At 65.7% G+C, this 13,922-nt stretch carries 14 protein-coding genes; 3 read left to right on the top strand and 11 right to left on the bottom strand.

The features are described from left to right. Nucleotides 1-24 precede the first annotated feature (24 nt). The 3 genes from IVA81_RS14070 to IVA81_RS14060 are packed head-to-tail and all read left to right on the top strand — an operon-like array spanning nt 25 to nt 3,261. Nucleotides 25-576, top strand: a complete 552-nt coding sequence (locus IVA81_RS14070; protein WP_247318672.1) for a hypothetical protein — start codon at nt 25-27, stop codon at nt 574-576. A gap of 49 nt (nt 577-625) precedes the next feature. Next, nucleotides 626-2,008, top strand: a complete 1,383-nt coding sequence (gene der, locus IVA81_RS14065; protein WP_247318669.1) for a ribosome biogenesis GTPase Der — start codon at nt 626-628, stop codon at nt 2,006-2,008. Beyond that, on the top strand, nt 2,005-3,261 hold the full coding sequence (locus IVA81_RS14060; RefSeq protein WP_247318665.1) for a TCR/Tet family MFS transporter: 1,257 nt from the start codon (nt 2,005-2,007) through the stop codon (nt 3,259-3,261). Before der ends, IVA81_RS14060 begins: the two co-directional genes overlap by 4 nt. Nucleotides 3,262-3,442: 181 nt before the next feature. Here IVA81_RS14060 and IVA81_RS14055 read toward each other — a convergent pair whose 3' ends face one another. The 11 genes from IVA81_RS14055 to IVA81_RS14005 all read right to left on the bottom strand — a co-directional run bounded on the left by IVA81_RS14055 (nt 3,443) and on the right by IVA81_RS14005 (nt 13,917). Next, a complete protein-coding gene (locus IVA81_RS14055) occupies nt 3,443-4,669 on the bottom strand; it encodes an ABC transporter substrate-binding protein (RefSeq protein ID WP_247318663.1) in 1,227 nt (408 codons plus the stop codon). A gap of 167 nt (nt 4,670-4,836) precedes the next feature. Continuing rightward, entirely contained in the window at nt 4,837-5,985 is a 1,149-nt protein-coding gene (locus IVA81_RS14050; protein ID WP_247318660.1) for a hypothetical protein, read from the bottom strand. Between the two features lie 79 nt (nt 5,986-6,064). Further along, nucleotides 6,065-6,805: an SDR family NAD(P)-dependent oxidoreductase gene (locus IVA81_RS14045; RefSeq protein WP_247318657.1), complete on the bottom strand. Its 741-nt coding sequence runs from the start codon at nt 6,803-6,805 to the stop codon at nt 6,065-6,067. A gap of 120 nt (nt 6,806-6,925) precedes the next feature. Then, nucleotides 6,926-7,072, bottom strand: coding sequence for a hypothetical protein (locus IVA81_RS14040; RefSeq protein ID WP_247318654.1), 147 nt, complete (start codon nt 7,070-7,072; stop codon nt 6,926-6,928). Between the two features lie 15 nt (nt 7,073-7,087). Beyond that, nucleotides 7,088-8,611 carry an amidophosphoribosyltransferase gene (purF, locus tag IVA81_RS14035; RefSeq protein ID WP_247318649.1) on the bottom strand — a complete coding sequence of 508 codons (1,524 nt, stop codon included), beginning with the start codon at nt 8,609-8,611 and terminating at the stop codon, nt 7,088-7,090. 27 nt (nt 8,612-8,638) lie between these two features. Then, complete coding sequence (locus tag IVA81_RS14030) at nt 8,639-9,268, bottom strand: CvpA family protein (RefSeq protein WP_246926558.1); 630 nt, start codon at nt 9,266-9,268, stop codon at nt 8,639-8,641. 166 nt (nt 9,269-9,434) lie between these two features. Further along, a complete protein-coding gene (gene radA / locus IVA81_RS14025; protein ID WP_247318646.1) occupies nt 9,435-10,880 on the bottom strand; it encodes a DNA repair protein RadA in 1,446 nt (481 codons plus the stop codon). Nucleotides 10,881-10,896: 16 nt separating this feature from the next. Continuing rightward, complete coding sequence (locus IVA81_RS14020; protein WP_247318643.1) at nt 10,897-11,625, bottom strand: sulfite exporter TauE/SafE family protein; 729 nt, start codon at nt 11,623-11,625, stop codon at nt 10,897-10,899. A 57-nt stretch (nt 11,626-11,682) separates the two neighbouring features. Next, the gene (locus IVA81_RS14015) at nt 11,683-12,600 is read right to left on the bottom strand and encodes a ribokinase (protein WP_247318641.1); all 918 of its coding nucleotides are present in this window, start codon (nt 12,598-12,600) and stop codon (nt 11,683-11,685) included. 12 nt (nt 12,601-12,612) lie between these two features. Beyond that, on the bottom strand, nt 12,613-13,059 hold the full coding sequence (rpiB, locus tag IVA81_RS14010; RefSeq protein WP_246924695.1) for a ribose 5-phosphate isomerase B: 447 nt from the start codon (nt 13,057-13,059) through the stop codon (nt 12,613-12,615). A gap of 63 nt (nt 13,060-13,122) precedes the next feature. Then, entirely contained in the window at nt 13,123-13,917 is a 795-nt protein-coding gene (locus IVA81_RS14005; protein ID WP_247318638.1) for a transporter substrate-binding domain-containing protein, read from the bottom strand. Nucleotides 13,918-13,922: the final 5 nt, after the last annotated feature.

The raw sequence follows: 13,922 nt of genomic DNA, 5'->3' as shown, positions 1-13,922 counted from the left end.
CGGCCCTCTAGAACGAGACACAAGATGCGCCGCACGCCACGCTTGATCGCAGCCGCCGTCCTGATCGCCTTCACGGGCGTCCTGGGCGGTTGCTCCAGCTTCGATCCAAGCGACATGCTCGACTTCCTCGACACCAAGAAGAAGCTGCCGGGCGACCGCAAGCCGGTCTTCCCGGAGGGGGTGCCCGGCCTCGAGCAGGGCGTCCCGAAGGACATGTACAAGGGCGCGCAGCAGCAGCCCGATCCGAACGCGCCTGCGGTCGCGGCTTTGCCTGCGGAGCCGCCGCCCGAGCCGGCCAAGCCGGCGAAGGGGGCCCATGCCAAGAAGACCAGGCAGCCCGCTGCCGCAGCAGTCGCGCCGGCTGAGGCGCCTGCGGGCGAAGTTGACGGCGAGGCCCAGCCGGAGGCGGCGCCGGCCACGGCCGCTCCGCCGCCCAAGCACAAGATCGTCCGCAAGCGCACCACTGCGCCGCCGCCGGACCAGCCGGTCCAGCAGGCGCAACCCACCCAGACCACCCAGCAGCAGTCGCAGGGTGGTTTCCCGGCGCCGCTGCCGAGCGGCAGCTTCTCGCGCTGATTTTTCCCTTACGTTGACAGGCGCCGCCCCGGCAGCGCACGAATGACCGATGTCCTTCACGATCGCCATCATCGGCCGGCCCAATGTCGGCAAATCGACGCTGTTCAACCGCCTGGTCGGACAGAAGCTCGCGCTCGTCGATGACCTGCCGGGCGTTACCCGCGACCGCCGCGAGGGTGAGGCCAGGCTCGGCGATCTCGAATTCACCATCATCGACACCGCCGGCCTCGACGAGGGCGCCAAGGGCTCGCTGACCGCGCGCATGCAGGAGCAGACCGAGACCGCGATCGCGCAGGCGGACGCGCTGTTCTTCGTCATCGATGCCCGCGTCGGCCTCACGCCCTCCGATCGCGCCTTTGCCGATTTCGCCCGTAAGGCCAACAAGCCGGTGCTGCTGGTCGCAAACAAGAGCGAGGGCAAGCACGGCGATGCCGGCGCGATGGAGGCGTTTGCGCTGGGCCTCGGCGATCCCATTCAGATCTCGGCCGAGCACGGCGAGGGCATGGGCGAGCTCTACGATGAACTGGCCAAGCTGATGCCGGAGCCCGTCCACGAAGACGAGACCGAGGACGACGAGCCGCTCTCGGAGGAAGAGGCCGCGACGCGCCCGATCCGGGTTGCCATTGTCGGCCGTCCCAACGCTGGCAAGTCGACGCTGATCAACCATCTGCTGGGCGAGGAGCGTCTGCTGACGAGCCCGGAGGCCGGCACCACGCGCGATTCCATCGCGGTCGAGATCAACTGGAAGGGCCGCGATTTTCGCGTATTCGACACGGCCGGCCTGCGCCGGCGTTCGCGCATCGAGGAGAAGCTGGAGAAGCTCTCGGTCGCCGACGCGTTGCGCGCGGTGCGCTTTGCCGAAGTCGTCGTGATGATGATGGATGCGCAGAACCGCTTCGAGGAGCAGGATCTTCGCATCGCCGATTTGATCGAGCGCGAGGGCCGCGCTGTCGTGCTCGCCGTCAACAAATGGGACCTGATGGAGAGCAAGGGGGGCGGCGCGATCTCGGGCCTGCGCCGCGATGCCGATCACTTGCTGCCGCAGGTCAAGGGCGTGCCGATCGTGGCGGTCTCCGGCCTGATGGGCGAGGGCATCGATCGCCTGATGCAGGCGATCCAGGATGCCTATGCGCTCTGGAACAGGCGCGTGTCGACCTCGGCGCTCAACCGCTGGTTCGAGCAGGCGGTGCAGGCCAATCCGCCGCCCGCCGTGTCCGGCCGCAGGCTGAAGCTGAACTACATCACGCAGACCAAGGCGCGCCCGCCGAGCTTCGTGCTGTTCTGCTCGCGCGCGGACGCGGTGCCGCAGTCCTATTTGCGCTACCTGATCAATTCCATGCGCGAGACGTTCGAGTTGCCGGGCACGCCGGTGCGCATCACCTTGCGCGAGAAGGCCAATCCCTTCGCGCACAAGCGCAAGCGGCCGTCGTGAGCAACGAGGCCGGCGAGGCGACAGCGCAAGGCGCGCCGCCGGTCCGGCGCGGCGCGGTGGCCTTCATCTTCGTCACCATCCTGCTGGACATGCTCGCGCTCGGCGTGATCATGCCGATCCTGCCCAAGCTGATCGAGAGCTTCGTCGACAACGACACCGCGCATGCAGCCCGCATCTTCGGCCTGTTCGGCACCGCCTGGGCGCTGATGCAGTTCGTGTTCTCGCCCTTGCTCGGCGCGCTGTCGGACCGTTTCGGACGGCGGCCGGTGGTGCTGCTGTCGAATTTCGGGCTTGCTGCCGACTACGTGCTGATGGCGCTAGCGCCGTCGCTGGTCTGGCTGTTCATCGGCCGGGTGATCTCGGGCATCACCTCGGCGAGCATCTCGACCGCATTCGCCTACATCTCGGATATCACGCCGCCGGAGCGGCGCGCGGCGGTCTTCGGCAGGATTGGCGCGGCCTTCGGCGCGGGCTTCATCTTGGGGCCGGCGCTCGGCGGCCTGCTCGGCGACATCGATCCGCGCCTGCCGTTCTGGGCCTCGGCAGCCCTCAGCTTCGCCAATGCGCTTTACGGGCTCTTCGTCCTGCCGGAATCGCTCGCGCCCGACAAGCGCGCGCCGTTCCGCTGGCGAAGCGCCAGTCCGGTCGGGGCGCTGCGTCTGTTGCGATCCAACGCGCTGCTGGCCGCTTTGTCGGTCGTCAACTTCATCGCGCAGGTTGCGCATGTCGTGCTGCCCTCGACCTTCGTGCTCTATGCGACCTACCGCTACGGCTGGGATTCCAAGACCGTGGGATTGACACTGGCGATGGTCGGTATCTGCGCCATGGTGGTGCAGGGGCTCGCCATCGGCCCGATCGTGCGCGTGCTCGGCGAGCGGAACGCGCTGCTGCTGGGCCTGTGCTGTGGCGCGCTCGGCTTCGTGGTCCTCGGCGCGGCGCCGACCGGACCGCTATCCTGGATCGGGATTCCCATTTTGGCGCTGTGGGGCATCTCGGGTGCCGCGTCGCAAGCGCTGATGACGCGGCTGGTTGCGCCCGATCAGCAGGGTCAGCTGCAGGGCGCGACCGCGAGCGTGCAGAGCGTGTCACAGCTCGTCGGCCCGTTCCTGTTCACGCTGACTTTTTCCTATTTCATCGGCGCGAGCGCGCCGCTGCATCTGCCCGGCGCGCCGTTCCTGCTTGCGGCGGCGTTGATGGTGGTCTGCGTGGCGATCGCGGTGCGGTCGCTGGGTGGGATAAGGACAGTCTCGTAGTCTCGTAGGGTGGGCAAAGGCGCCCTTGCGCCGTGCCCACCATCTCGTTCCGCATTCAAAGGGATCGTGGGCACGCTTCGCTTTGCCCACCCTACGGCAGCGTTTTCCGTTGCAAAAACGCAAATGCCCGGGGCGAGCCCCGGGCATGATGTTACGGAGATAGCGCGCGACCGCTATGCGGTCACTTCTTCACCAGCGGGCAATCGCTATCCTTGAGCGGCTTGGCGGCGTCTTCCGCGGAGATCGTGGCGATCTGCTTGTAATAGTCCCACGGTCCCTTCGACTCCTCGGGCTTCTTCACCTCGAACAAATAAGCCGGGATGAGGCGCCGTCCGTCCTGGCGCAGCGGGCCGTTGCCGAACAGCGGATCGTCGGTCGGCAGCTCCTTCATCTTGGCGACGACCTTGGCGCCGTCATGGGGATTGCCGCCGAGCGCTTCCATTGCCTTGAGATAGTGCAGCACCATCGCGTAATTGCCGGCCTGGGTCATTGACGGCATCGCGTTCTTGCTGGCCAGCGCCGAGAAGCGCTTGGACCATTCGCGGGTCTTGTCGTTCAGGTCCCAGTAGAAGGATTCGGTGAAGGTCAGGCCCTGCGCGGTCTTGAGGCCCAGCGAGTGCACGTCATTGATGAACAGCAGCAGCGCGGCGAGCTTCTGGCCGCCCTGGACGATGCCGAACTCGGCCGCCTGCTTGATGGCGTTGGTGGTGTCGCCGCCCGCATTGGCGAGACCGATGATCTTGGACTTCGACGATTGCGCCTGGAGCAGGAAGGACGAGAAGTCCGCCGTGTTGAGCGGGTGCTTGACGCCGCCGAGCACCTTGCCGCCATTGGCGGTGACGACGGCGCTGGTATCGCGTTCCAGCGCGTGACCGAACGCATAGTCGGCGGTAAGGAAGAACCAGCTGTCGCCGCCCGCCTTGGTCAGCGCCTTGCCGGTGCCGTTGGCGAGCATGTAGGTATCGTAGGTATAGGAGACCGTGTTCGGCGTGCAGGCCTTGCCGGTGAGGTCCGCGGTGGCCGCGCCCGAATTGAGCAGCACCGCATTCTTTTCCTTGACGAGGTTGCTGACTGCCAGCGCGACGCCGGAGCTCGGCGTGTCCGCGATCGCATCGACCTTATCGTTGTCGATCCACTGCCGGGCGATGTTGACGCCGACGTCGGGCTTGTTCTGGTGATCGCCGCTGAGCACGTCGATCTTCCAGCCCTTCTTGAGCAGGCCGGAATCCTCGACCGCCATCTTGATTGCGACCACGGAGTTCGGGCCGCCGATGTCGGCATAGAGGCTCGACATGTCGTTGAGCACGCCGATCTTGACGGTCTTGTCCTGGGCAAAGGCGGATGTGGCAAAACTGAAAGCGGCACAGGCCAGAAGGGCCGCGGAGCGGCGTGCGAACGTCGTCGTCATCAAAGGTTTCCTCCATTGTCAAATATGCGGACGGCTCTCTTGCGGAGCCTTGGTCCTTCCGATGGCTCTAGCCTGTCCCACGGCAGGCGGCAATGCGCCTAAAGCCGGATGACGCTGCGTCGAAGCGTCATCCTTCGGTTAACTTTTGGGCAAAATGCGTCCAGACGCTATTTGAGCGCGTCGGACGTCAGCTTGAACTTCTGGATGCGCTTTCCGGTGTCGACCTCGGCGGTATAGACATTACCCTTGGCGTCGATCGCCATGGCGTGCACCCAGTGGAATTGACCGGCGTTGCGGCCGCTGTGCCCAAAGCTGCCGACCACGCTGCCGTCCTCCCGCTTGATGACCCTGATCTCGTTGTTCTCGCCGTCGGCGCTGAGCAAATAGGTCTGCTTCGGATCGGGCCAGATCGCGATGTCCCATACCGCGCCGTTGCCAAGCGTGTTCTTCTCGAAGAAGAACTCCTTCACGAAGCTGCCATCCTTTTTGAACACCTGGATGCGGTTGTTGATGCGGTCGCAGACATAGACGAGCCCGTCATTGGCGAGCTTCACGCAGTGGACGGGATTGCCGAATTGCTGCGACACCGGCGCCTTAGGGTCGTAAGGCGCCTGCTTGGTGTCCTCGGGCTTGTTGCCATATGCGCCCCAGTGCCGCTTGTACGCCAGCGTGGTCGCATCGAACACGATGACGCGGCGGTTGCCATAGCCGTCGGCGACGTAGATTTCGTTGGCCTCCTTGTCGATCGCGGTTTCGGCGGGCTTGCCGAGCTGTGTCGTATCGTTGCTGCCGAGGCTCGGCGCGATCTTGCCGATCTGGGCGACGAACTTGCCGTCGAGCGTGAATTTCAGGATCGCATTGTCGTTGTCGGCGTTGCCGCCGACCCAGACGAAGCCGCGTTCGTCGACCTCGATGCCGTGCTCGCGGCCGACCCATTCGTAACCCTGGCCTGGACCGCCCCAGGACCGCAGCAGGTTGCCGTCGACGTCAAATTCGAGTACGGGCGGCGCCGACACGCAGCATTTCGAGCGTGGCGGGGTGAGGCTTGCGCCTTTCTCGTCGTCGGTGAGCGAGCGCGGGCGATGGATCACCCAGATGTGGCCCTGCCAGTCGACGGTGATGCCGCCGACCTGGCCGAGGATCCAGTTGTTGGGCAGCGGCTTTGGCCAGGCGGCATCGACCGCAAATGTCGGCACGTCACCCGCGCTCGCCGTGCCAGGAAGCACAAACGCGATGGCTGCGATCAGGATGGAGGCGGCGTGAGAGACAGTTGCGAGCGCACGCGCAAGGTCTGCGCGATCGTGCCACGGAGCCATGGCGACCTCCCATTTTTGGCTTTACGGCTTGCTGCCGCCTAAGCGCGGGCAGTCAATCGCGGGGAGGCAGTCGAGTCAATCAGGCCGGCGAACGGAAGCTCATCAGGCTGCGGGTCTTGTAGTCGTAGAACTTGCCGGTCTCGGTCCAATCGGGCGCGCACATCGGCACGATGAATTCGGCGACCTGCTCGGGCAGATCGAGCGTCGCCGGGTCTTCGCCCGGCATCAGCGTGGCGCGCATGCGGGTGCGGACCGGGCCGGGGTTGAACAGATTGACGCGCAGCTTCGTGTTCGCGGTCTCCTGCGCCCAGGCGCGCGCCAGCGTCTCCAGCGCGGCCTTGGACGCCGCGTAGGGGCTGACATAGGCGGTGGCCTTGTTGGCGGCGCCCGAGGTGATGAACACGGCGCGGCCGGCGTCGGACTGCTTGAGCAGCGGCTCCATGCAGCGGATCAGCTGGAAGTTCGCGGAGACGTTGATCGCCATCACGTCGGTGAAGGCTTTCAGCTCGATATGGCCGACCGGCGAGGAGGGCCCGAGCACGCCGGCATTGCCGACGAGAATGTCGAGCTTGCCGTAGCGCTCGTGCAGGCCGGCGCCGAGACGCGCGATGCCGTCGGAATCGGTGAGGTTGAGCGGCACCAAGGTGGCGCTGCCGCCGTCCTTCCGGATCTCGTCGTCGAGCTCCTCCAACCCGCCCTGTGTGCGCGCCACCGCCACGATATGCGCCCCGGCCTTGGCCAGCGCACGCGCGGTGGCATAGCCGATGCCGCGCGAGGCGCCGGTGACGAGAGCGATGCGGTCGGAGAGGGGTTTTGTCATGGCGGGGTTTTACAGGCGTGGATGACCGAGACAAGCCCGGCCATGACGGAATTTAGGCTCTCTCAATCCAGCGCTGGCGAGAGTCGGCATTTTCCGGAACTGTCTCGATCGAAGGCCGCGCTAGCTATCTCCGCCACCGCCGCCATAGTTGGTTTGCCCGCTTCGATCCGGGCGATCGTCCGGGGTGACCTTGCTGCCTTGGCGAAAGGCAAACCAGATAAATCCGACCAACATCAGACCGCCAACGATTGCGAAGATGGCTTGCATCGTCGCGCCCTCGCGTCAGCTCGCTTCCGCCAGCAGCGACAATTGCCGCGGCTGCTGCTCGGTCTGGGTCTGGTCGGTGAGGTGGGTCGGATAGGCGCCGGTAAAGCAATGATCCGAGAATTTCGGATTGGCGGGGTCGCGGCCGGGCTCGCCCATGGCGCGGTACATGCCGTCGATCGACAGGAAGGCGAGCGAGTCGGCGCCGATGATCTCGCGCATCTCCTCCAGCGAATGCGTCGCCGCCAGAAGACCGCCGCGGTCGGGCAGGTCGATGCCGTAATAATCGGGATAGAGGATCGGCGGCGAGGCGAGGCGGAAGTGCACCTCCTTGGCGCCGGCATCGCGCATCATGCGCACGATCTTCTTCGAGGTGGTGCCGCGCACCAGCGAGTCGTCGATCAGGATGATGCGCTTGCCTTCGATCGCGGCGCGGTTGGCCGAATGCTTCATGCGCACGCCGGATTCGCGGATCGCCTGCGTCGGCTGGATGAAGGTGCGGCCGACATAGTGGTTGCGGATGATGCCGAGCTCGAACGGCACGCCGGAATGCTGGCTGTAGCCGACCGCGGCGGGCACGCCGGAATCCGGCACCGGCACCACGACGTCGATCGGCACATGGCTCTCCCGCGCGAGCTGCGCGCCGAAGGCCTTGCGCACTTCATACACCGAGCGGCCGTGGACGATGGAATCCGGACGCGAGAAGTAGATGTATTCGAAGATGCAGGGGCGCGGCGCCATCGGGGGGAATGGTTTGTGGATGTCCTGGCCGTTCTCGTCGAACACGATGACTTCGCCGGGCTCGATGTCACGGACGAAGCGCGCGCCGATGATGTCGAGCGCGCAGGTCTCGGACGTCAGGATCGGACAGCCGTCGAGGTCGCCGAGCACCAGCGGACGGATGCCGCGCGGATCGCGCGCGCCGACCAGCTTCTTGTTGGTCAGCGACACCAGCGCATAGGCGCCTTCGATCTCGCGCAGCGCGTCGACATAGCGTTCGATGAAGCGGCCGCGCCGGGAGCGCGCAACCAGGTGCAGGATCACTTCGGTGTCGGTGGTCGACTGCATCATCGCGCCGTGCCTCACGAGCTCGCGGCGCAGCGTCAGGCCGTTGGTGAGGTTGCCGTTGTGGGCGACCGCGAGGCCGCCGGCATTGAGCTCGGCGAACAACGGCTGCACGTTGCGCAGGATGGTGGCGCCGGTGGTGGAGTAGCGGACATGGCCGACGGCCATGTTGCCGGGCAGGCGGTCGATCACCTCGCGGCGGGAGAAGGTGTCGCCGACGAGGCCGAGCCGGCGTTCTGAGTGAAAACGGCTGCCGTCGTAGGAGACGATGCCGGCGGCTTCCTGGCCGCGGTGTTGAAGGGCGTGCAGGCCGAGCGCGGTGATGGCGGCGGCGTCGGGGTGACCGTAGACGCCGAAGACGCCGCATTCCTCGCGCAGCGTATCCCCCTCCAGGTCGTCCTGTAGCTCGATCGCGGCAGGCCCGGAGGGCCGGTTCAAGGCGAGATCAAGTTGGGCGTCCTGGTCAGGGTGTCGCATCTCGTCCACGCCTCTCTTTAGGGGCAATCAACGCGCCGCAGGTTTCTCGATCAGTTTCTTCAAACTGTCACGAGCAGGTTTACTGTATCCGTCGCCACTGCCCGAAGGCTGCTGCTCGGAATCAGCTTGATCATCATCTGGTTTGTTTTTCTTGAATCTCTTCAAGATGGTGTTCTCGGGGTCATCCGGCAAGAGCGACTTCAGCCAATCTCCCGTCGAATCAAGCACCGTTCGGGACTTTGCGCCGCGGACCCAATCCGGCTGCTGCTTGTCGGGAACCAGCCAGATGAAGAACTGGTAGGCGACGACCACGATCAAAAGGCCGCGAGCGAGGCCAAACAGGAAACCCAGGGTTCGGTCCAGCGCGCCGATGCGCGAATCCAGGATCATGTCGGAGATCCGGACCGTGATCACGGAGACCACAACCAAGGTACCGACGAACACGCCGGCGATCACGACCACGGTCGCGACGGTGTCGTTATTGAAGTAGGTCTTTGCGGTCGGCAGCAGCTTCGAGAACGAATACAGCGTCACGATCGCCGCGGCGCCCCAGGCTGCGATCGACAGGATTTCGCGCATGAAGCCGCGGACCAAGGCAAGCAGGCCCGAAATCAGCATCACACCGAGCAGGATCAGGTCGAGGATGGTAACTGGCATCGGCTGGTCTGGTCCGCTCGTACTTCAAAGGTGCTCAGCGAATCGGTGTTTGGCCGCTGCCTTAAAAGAGGGGCAGACGGCGTTCCCGGCAAGGCCGCAACCACGCAATCCCATGCTGCTTTTGTGACGGCTGTATAGCGGCGGGGGCCTCCGGCGTCACCTCCACCTAACCCTCTCCACGGCGGAATCTTGCCGGTGTGGCATTTTTCTCGGCCGGCGCGTTCGATTCGCCCCGGCGGGAGCCGCGGGCGGCGATCTCGGCCACCAATGTCGTCAGGCTGTTGACCGCATTCAGCGTCAATCCGGCATCGCCGCCGGCCTCACCGCGGGCTGATTCGGGCAGCACGGCGCGCTGAAAGCCGAGTTTCGCGGCTTCCTTCAGCCGGGCCGGGGTCTGCGCCACCGGGCGTACCACGCCGGAGAGCGAGATCTCGCCGAAATAGACCGCATCGGTCGGCAACTGCGCATTAACCAGAGAGGACACCAGCGCCGCCGCGGCGGCGAGATCGGCCGCCGGCTCGTGGATGCGCAGGCCACCGGCGACGTTCAGATAGACATCGTGTCCGGACAGCTTGACCCCGCAATGGGCCTCCAGCACCGCCAGCACCATCGACAGCCGGCTCGGATCCCAACCGACCACCGCGCGCCGCGGCGTGCCGAGTGAGGTTGGGGCCACCAGTGCCTGCAATTCGACCAGAACGGGCCGCGTACCCTCGATACCCGCGAAGACTGCGGTGCCGGGCGTGCCGAGATCGCGCTCGGACAGGAACAGCTCCGAGGGGTTGGTGACCTCGCGCAGGCCCAGGCCCGTCATCTCGAACACGCCGATCTCGTCGGTCGGCCCGAACCGGTTCTTCACGGCGCGCAGGATGCGGAATTGCTGCGAGCCTTCGCCCTCGAACGACATCACCGCGTCGACCATGTGCTCGACGACGCGGGGACCGGCGATCTGGCCGTCCTTGGTGACGTGGCCGACCAGGATGATGGCCGCGCCCGTCCTCTTGGCGAAACGGATCAGCGCCTGCGCCGAGGCGCGCACCTGGGTCACCGTTCCGGGCGCCGATTCCACCGTGTCGGTCCACATGGTCTGGATCGAATCGATCACGATCAGCCGGGGCACCGCGCCCTCCGACAGCGTCGAGACGATGTCCTCGACAGAGGTTTCGGCGGCGAGCTGCACTGGCGCGTCCGACAGCCCGAGCCGTTCGGCGCGCAAGCGCACCTGCGCGACTGCCTCTTCGCCGGAGATGTAGACGACGCGGTGGCCGGCGCGCGCCAGCAGGCTGGTCGCCTGCGTCAGCAGCGTCGATTTGCCGATGCCGGGATCGCCGCCGACCAGCAGCACCGAGCCGCGGACGAAGCCGCCGCCGGTGACGCGGTCGAGCTCGCTCATTCCCGAGGACAGGCGCGGGGCGTCCGGGCTCTTGCCGGCGAGGCTCTCCAGCGCGAACGTTCGCCCCTTGCGCTTGGAGCGGATCGACACCGGCACGCTGCCGCTGGTGTCCTCCTCGGCGAGCGTATTCCACTCGCCGCAGGACTCGCACTTGCCCTGCCAGCGGTTATAGGCCGCGCCGCAGTTCTGGCAGACGAAGGAGAGGGTGTTCTTGGCCATCGGGCGTCAATCGTGCTCAGGGGGAGTGTGTCGCGTTCCATAGCATGGAGAGTCCCGCCGCGACCATGATCGCGTCCATCACCAGCCGGAAGGTTTCCGGCTTGAGGTGCAGCACGAAGCGCTTTGCGATGAAGGCGCCCGACATTAGCGAGGAACCCGCGACCAGGCCCTTGATGAAGACATCGCCCGTCAGGGCGCCGAAACGTTCGAAGGTCACGGACTTCGCGAAGTAGAGACCGAGCGACGAGGCAGCTTCGGTTGCGAGGAACGCGCCCTTGCTGAGCCCGTAGAACAGGAACAGCGGCACGCTAAGCGGGCCGGTCGAGACCACGATGCCGGTGAGATAGCCGATGATGGCGCCGCCGACGGCGAGGTGCCAGAGATTGGCCTTGAGGTCGTGCCGCGCCAGCCAGTGCCGCACCGGCACCATCGCGATCAGGAAGATGCCGATGGTGAGATCGACGGTATGCGCAGGCAGCGCCAACAGCGTGCGCGCGCCCAGCACCGCGGCCGGAATCCCCGTCACCGAATAGGCCGCGCAGGCCCGCCAGTCGACCTCGCGCCACCAGGCGAGAATGCGCGAAAAATTCGCCATCACGGAGGCGACCGCCATGATCGGCACGGCTTCCTTCGGCCCATAAGCATAGACCAGCACCGGCATCAGCATGATCGACGATCCCGTGCCGACGATGCCTGAGATGGTGCCGGCGACGAGGCCGACGGCGAGGACGAAGAGGAAGGCCAAGGCAGTCTCCACGAATCGGGAGAGTTTAGCCGTGGCCAGCGATGCGGGCGATCCGTGCTAGGCGAGGGAACCTATCGCACTGCGCATCGGCATGCCGGTCTGGGCGCCGGCTTTGAGGCATTTCAATGCGGCGGCTTCGCAGCTCACCTCGAGCGCGCGGTGCAGCGACATGCCTTCGCTGAGCATGGCCGCAAACGCGCCGACAAAGGTATCGCCAGCTCCGGTCGTATCCACCGGCGTGATGCGCGGAGCGGGGGCGCGCTGGCGGGTCCCGTCGGCCGTCACGGCCAGCGCGCCTTGCGCGCCGGCAGTGACGATGCAGGTGAGGTTGCCGGCTCTGGCGAGCCCGGCGGCTGCAGCTTCGTAGTCGGCGAAGGCGAGGCCGATGGCGGCGGCCGCGTCGAGCGCCTCGTGCTCGTTGACCAGGAGATAATCGGTGACGGCGAGAAGCGCCGTCACCATCTCCCGGGTCATCTTGTCCGGCACGGGCGCGAGATTCCAGATCACGGTGCCGGAGGCCGATGCGGCTCCGCGCGCAGCTTCCAGCGCCTGCGCAAAGGGCACTTCCATCTGAAGCACCAGCACGATGCCGGAATGGGGCAGCGCGGCAGCAAGATCTCCGGCGCTCGCAGTCATGTTGGCACCGCTCGCCACCGTGATTGCGTTCTCTCCGGCTTGATCGACCGTGATGAACGCACAGCCGGTCGGCTCGTCGGTCCTGACGACGAGACCGGTGTCGACGCCGTGCGCCCGCAGGTTCTCGACCGCGCTGTCACCAAATCCGTCCCGGCCGACGCGGCCCGCCATGCGCACGCGTCCAGGTCCCGTGATCCGCGCGGCGGCGACGGCCTGATTGGCGCCCTTGCCGCCGAAATGCGTCCGGTAGGACGGCGCGAGCACCGTCCGGCCAGGGCCGGGAATGACCGGCACCTGCGCGACCAGGTCGATGTTGAGTGATCCGAATACCAGGATCATGGCGGGCAGGCGTCAGCCTTGCTCGTCCATGACGCGCAGCTTCTCAACGCGGCGGCGGAAATCCTCGTCGGTGGAAAATTCGGCGGAGAGGTAGGACGAGACCAGATCTACCGCGAGCCAGGCGCCTACGATCTGAGCACCGATGCACATGACGTTGACGTCGTCATGCTCGACGCTCTGATGGGCGGAATGGACGTCGTGGCAGACGGCGGCGCGGATGCCCTTCATCTTGTTGGCGGCGATCGAGGCGCCGACGCCGGTGCCGCACACCATGATGCCGCGTGCGGCTTCGCCGGATGTTACCTTCTGCGCCACGGCCCGCGCGATGTCGGGGAAATCCACCGGCCTGTCGTCATAGGAGCCGACGTCGATGATGTCGTGGCCGAGCTTGCGGATGTGGTCGATGACGGTCTGCTTGAGCGGCCAACCGGCGTGGTCGGATCCGATGACGAGACGCATGTAATGTCCTTCTTGATCTTGCATGGACCGTGACAGCCGCGTGCGGCTGTCACGGCTCTTGGTTCAGCTGCGCATGTCGGGCGGCAGCTCGACCCCGTGGAATTTCTTGTAGATTGCGTTGAGCTTGCCGTTCTTGACGTTCTCGGTGATCCAGGCGTTGAGCTTGTCCATCAGGTGCTGCTCGCCCTTCTTGAGACCGATGGCGAGGTCGAACGTCGCCAGCGGAATCCTGGACTCGAACACGCGCGAGGGGTTCTTCACGCCGATCTGGTTGATGATCGTCGCGGACGAGGCGACACAGTCGACCTGACCGGAGACGGCCGCGGTCACCATCGTGGCATCGTCGTCGTAACGGGCGATCTTGAGGTCCTTGTCCTTCATGTTGGACAGGGTCGTGTCCTGCGTGGTGCCGCGGGAGACGCCGATCGACTTGTCCTTCAGGTCGGGCCAGTCCTTGACGGTCGATGATTTCAGGCAGCCGACATCGGATTGCAGTGTTGCGTAACGCTTGGTGAAGTCAATCACCTTGGCGCGGTCCGGCGTCACTGACAGGGTCGAAATGATGATGTCGGCCTTGCCGGTCAGGACGTTCGGGATGCGGGTCGCGCCGGTGGTCTGGATGAACTCGAGCTCGAGCCCCCAGTCCTTGGCGAGCAGCTGCGCCACTTCGACGTCGGACCCGGTGGCTTTCATGGTGCTATCCATCATGCCGGAGGGCGGGATGGCGAGGTCGGTCGAGATGCGGATCTTCTTCGCCTTCATGATGTCGTCGAGCAGGTCCGCCGATGCCGGCGTGGCGGCCATCATGAGGAAACAGCACAGCGCGGCCGCTGTCCCCAGCAATGTCTTGTTGGTCATCCCTA

It is taken from the genome of Bradyrhizobium sp. 141 (assembly GCF_023074055.1).
GTDB lineage: Bacteria > Pseudomonadota > Alphaproteobacteria > Rhizobiales > Xanthobacteraceae > Bradyrhizobium.
The sequence above is the reverse complement of the archived record's forward strand: the minus strand, read 5'-3'. Positions and strand labels throughout refer to the sequence as shown.

Excerpts from the sequence above, each read along its gene's own strand:
- IVA81_RS14070 (WP_247318672.1), top strand. The coding sequence starts at position 25 with ATGCGCCGCACGCCACGCTTGATCGCAGCCGCCGTCCTGATCGCCTTC.
- der (WP_247318669.1), top strand. The coding sequence starts at position 626 with ATGTCCTTCACGATCGCCATCATCGGCCGGCCCAATGTCGGCAAATCG.
- IVA81_RS14055 (WP_247318663.1), bottom strand. The coding sequence starts at position 4,669 with ATGACGACGACGTTCGCACGCCGCTCCGCGGCCCTTCTGGCCTGTGCC.
- IVA81_RS14050 (WP_247318660.1), bottom strand. The coding sequence starts at position 5,985 with ATGGCTCCGTGGCACGATCGCGCAGACCTTGCGCGTGCGCTCGCAACT.
- IVA81_RS14045 (WP_247318657.1), bottom strand. The coding sequence starts at position 6,805 with ATGACAAAACCCCTCTCCGACCGCATCGCTCTCGTCACCGGCGCCTCG.
- IVA81_RS14040 (WP_247318654.1), bottom strand. The coding sequence starts at position 7,072 with ATGCAAGCCATCTTCGCAATCGTTGGCGGTCTGATGTTGGTCGGATTT.
- purF (WP_247318649.1), bottom strand. The coding sequence starts at position 8,611 with ATGCGACACCCTGACCAGGACGCCCAACTTGATCTCGCCTTGAACCGG.
- IVA81_RS14030 (WP_246926558.1), bottom strand. The coding sequence starts at position 9,268 with ATGCCAGTTACCATCCTCGACCTGATCCTGCTCGGTGTGATGCTGATT.
- radA (WP_247318646.1), bottom strand. The coding sequence starts at position 10,880 with ATGGCCAAGAACACCCTCTCCTTCGTCTGCCAGAACTGCGGCGCGGCC.
- IVA81_RS14015 (WP_247318641.1), bottom strand. The coding sequence starts at position 12,600 with ATGATCCTGGTATTCGGATCACTCAACATCGACCTGGTCGCGCAGGTG.
- rpiB (WP_246924695.1), bottom strand. The coding sequence starts at position 13,059 with ATGCGTCTCGTCATCGGATCCGACCACGCCGGTTGGCCGCTCAAGCAG.
- IVA81_RS14005 (WP_247318638.1), bottom strand. The coding sequence starts at position 13,917 with ATGACCAACAAGACATTGCTGGGGACAGCGGCCGCGCTGTGCTGTTTC.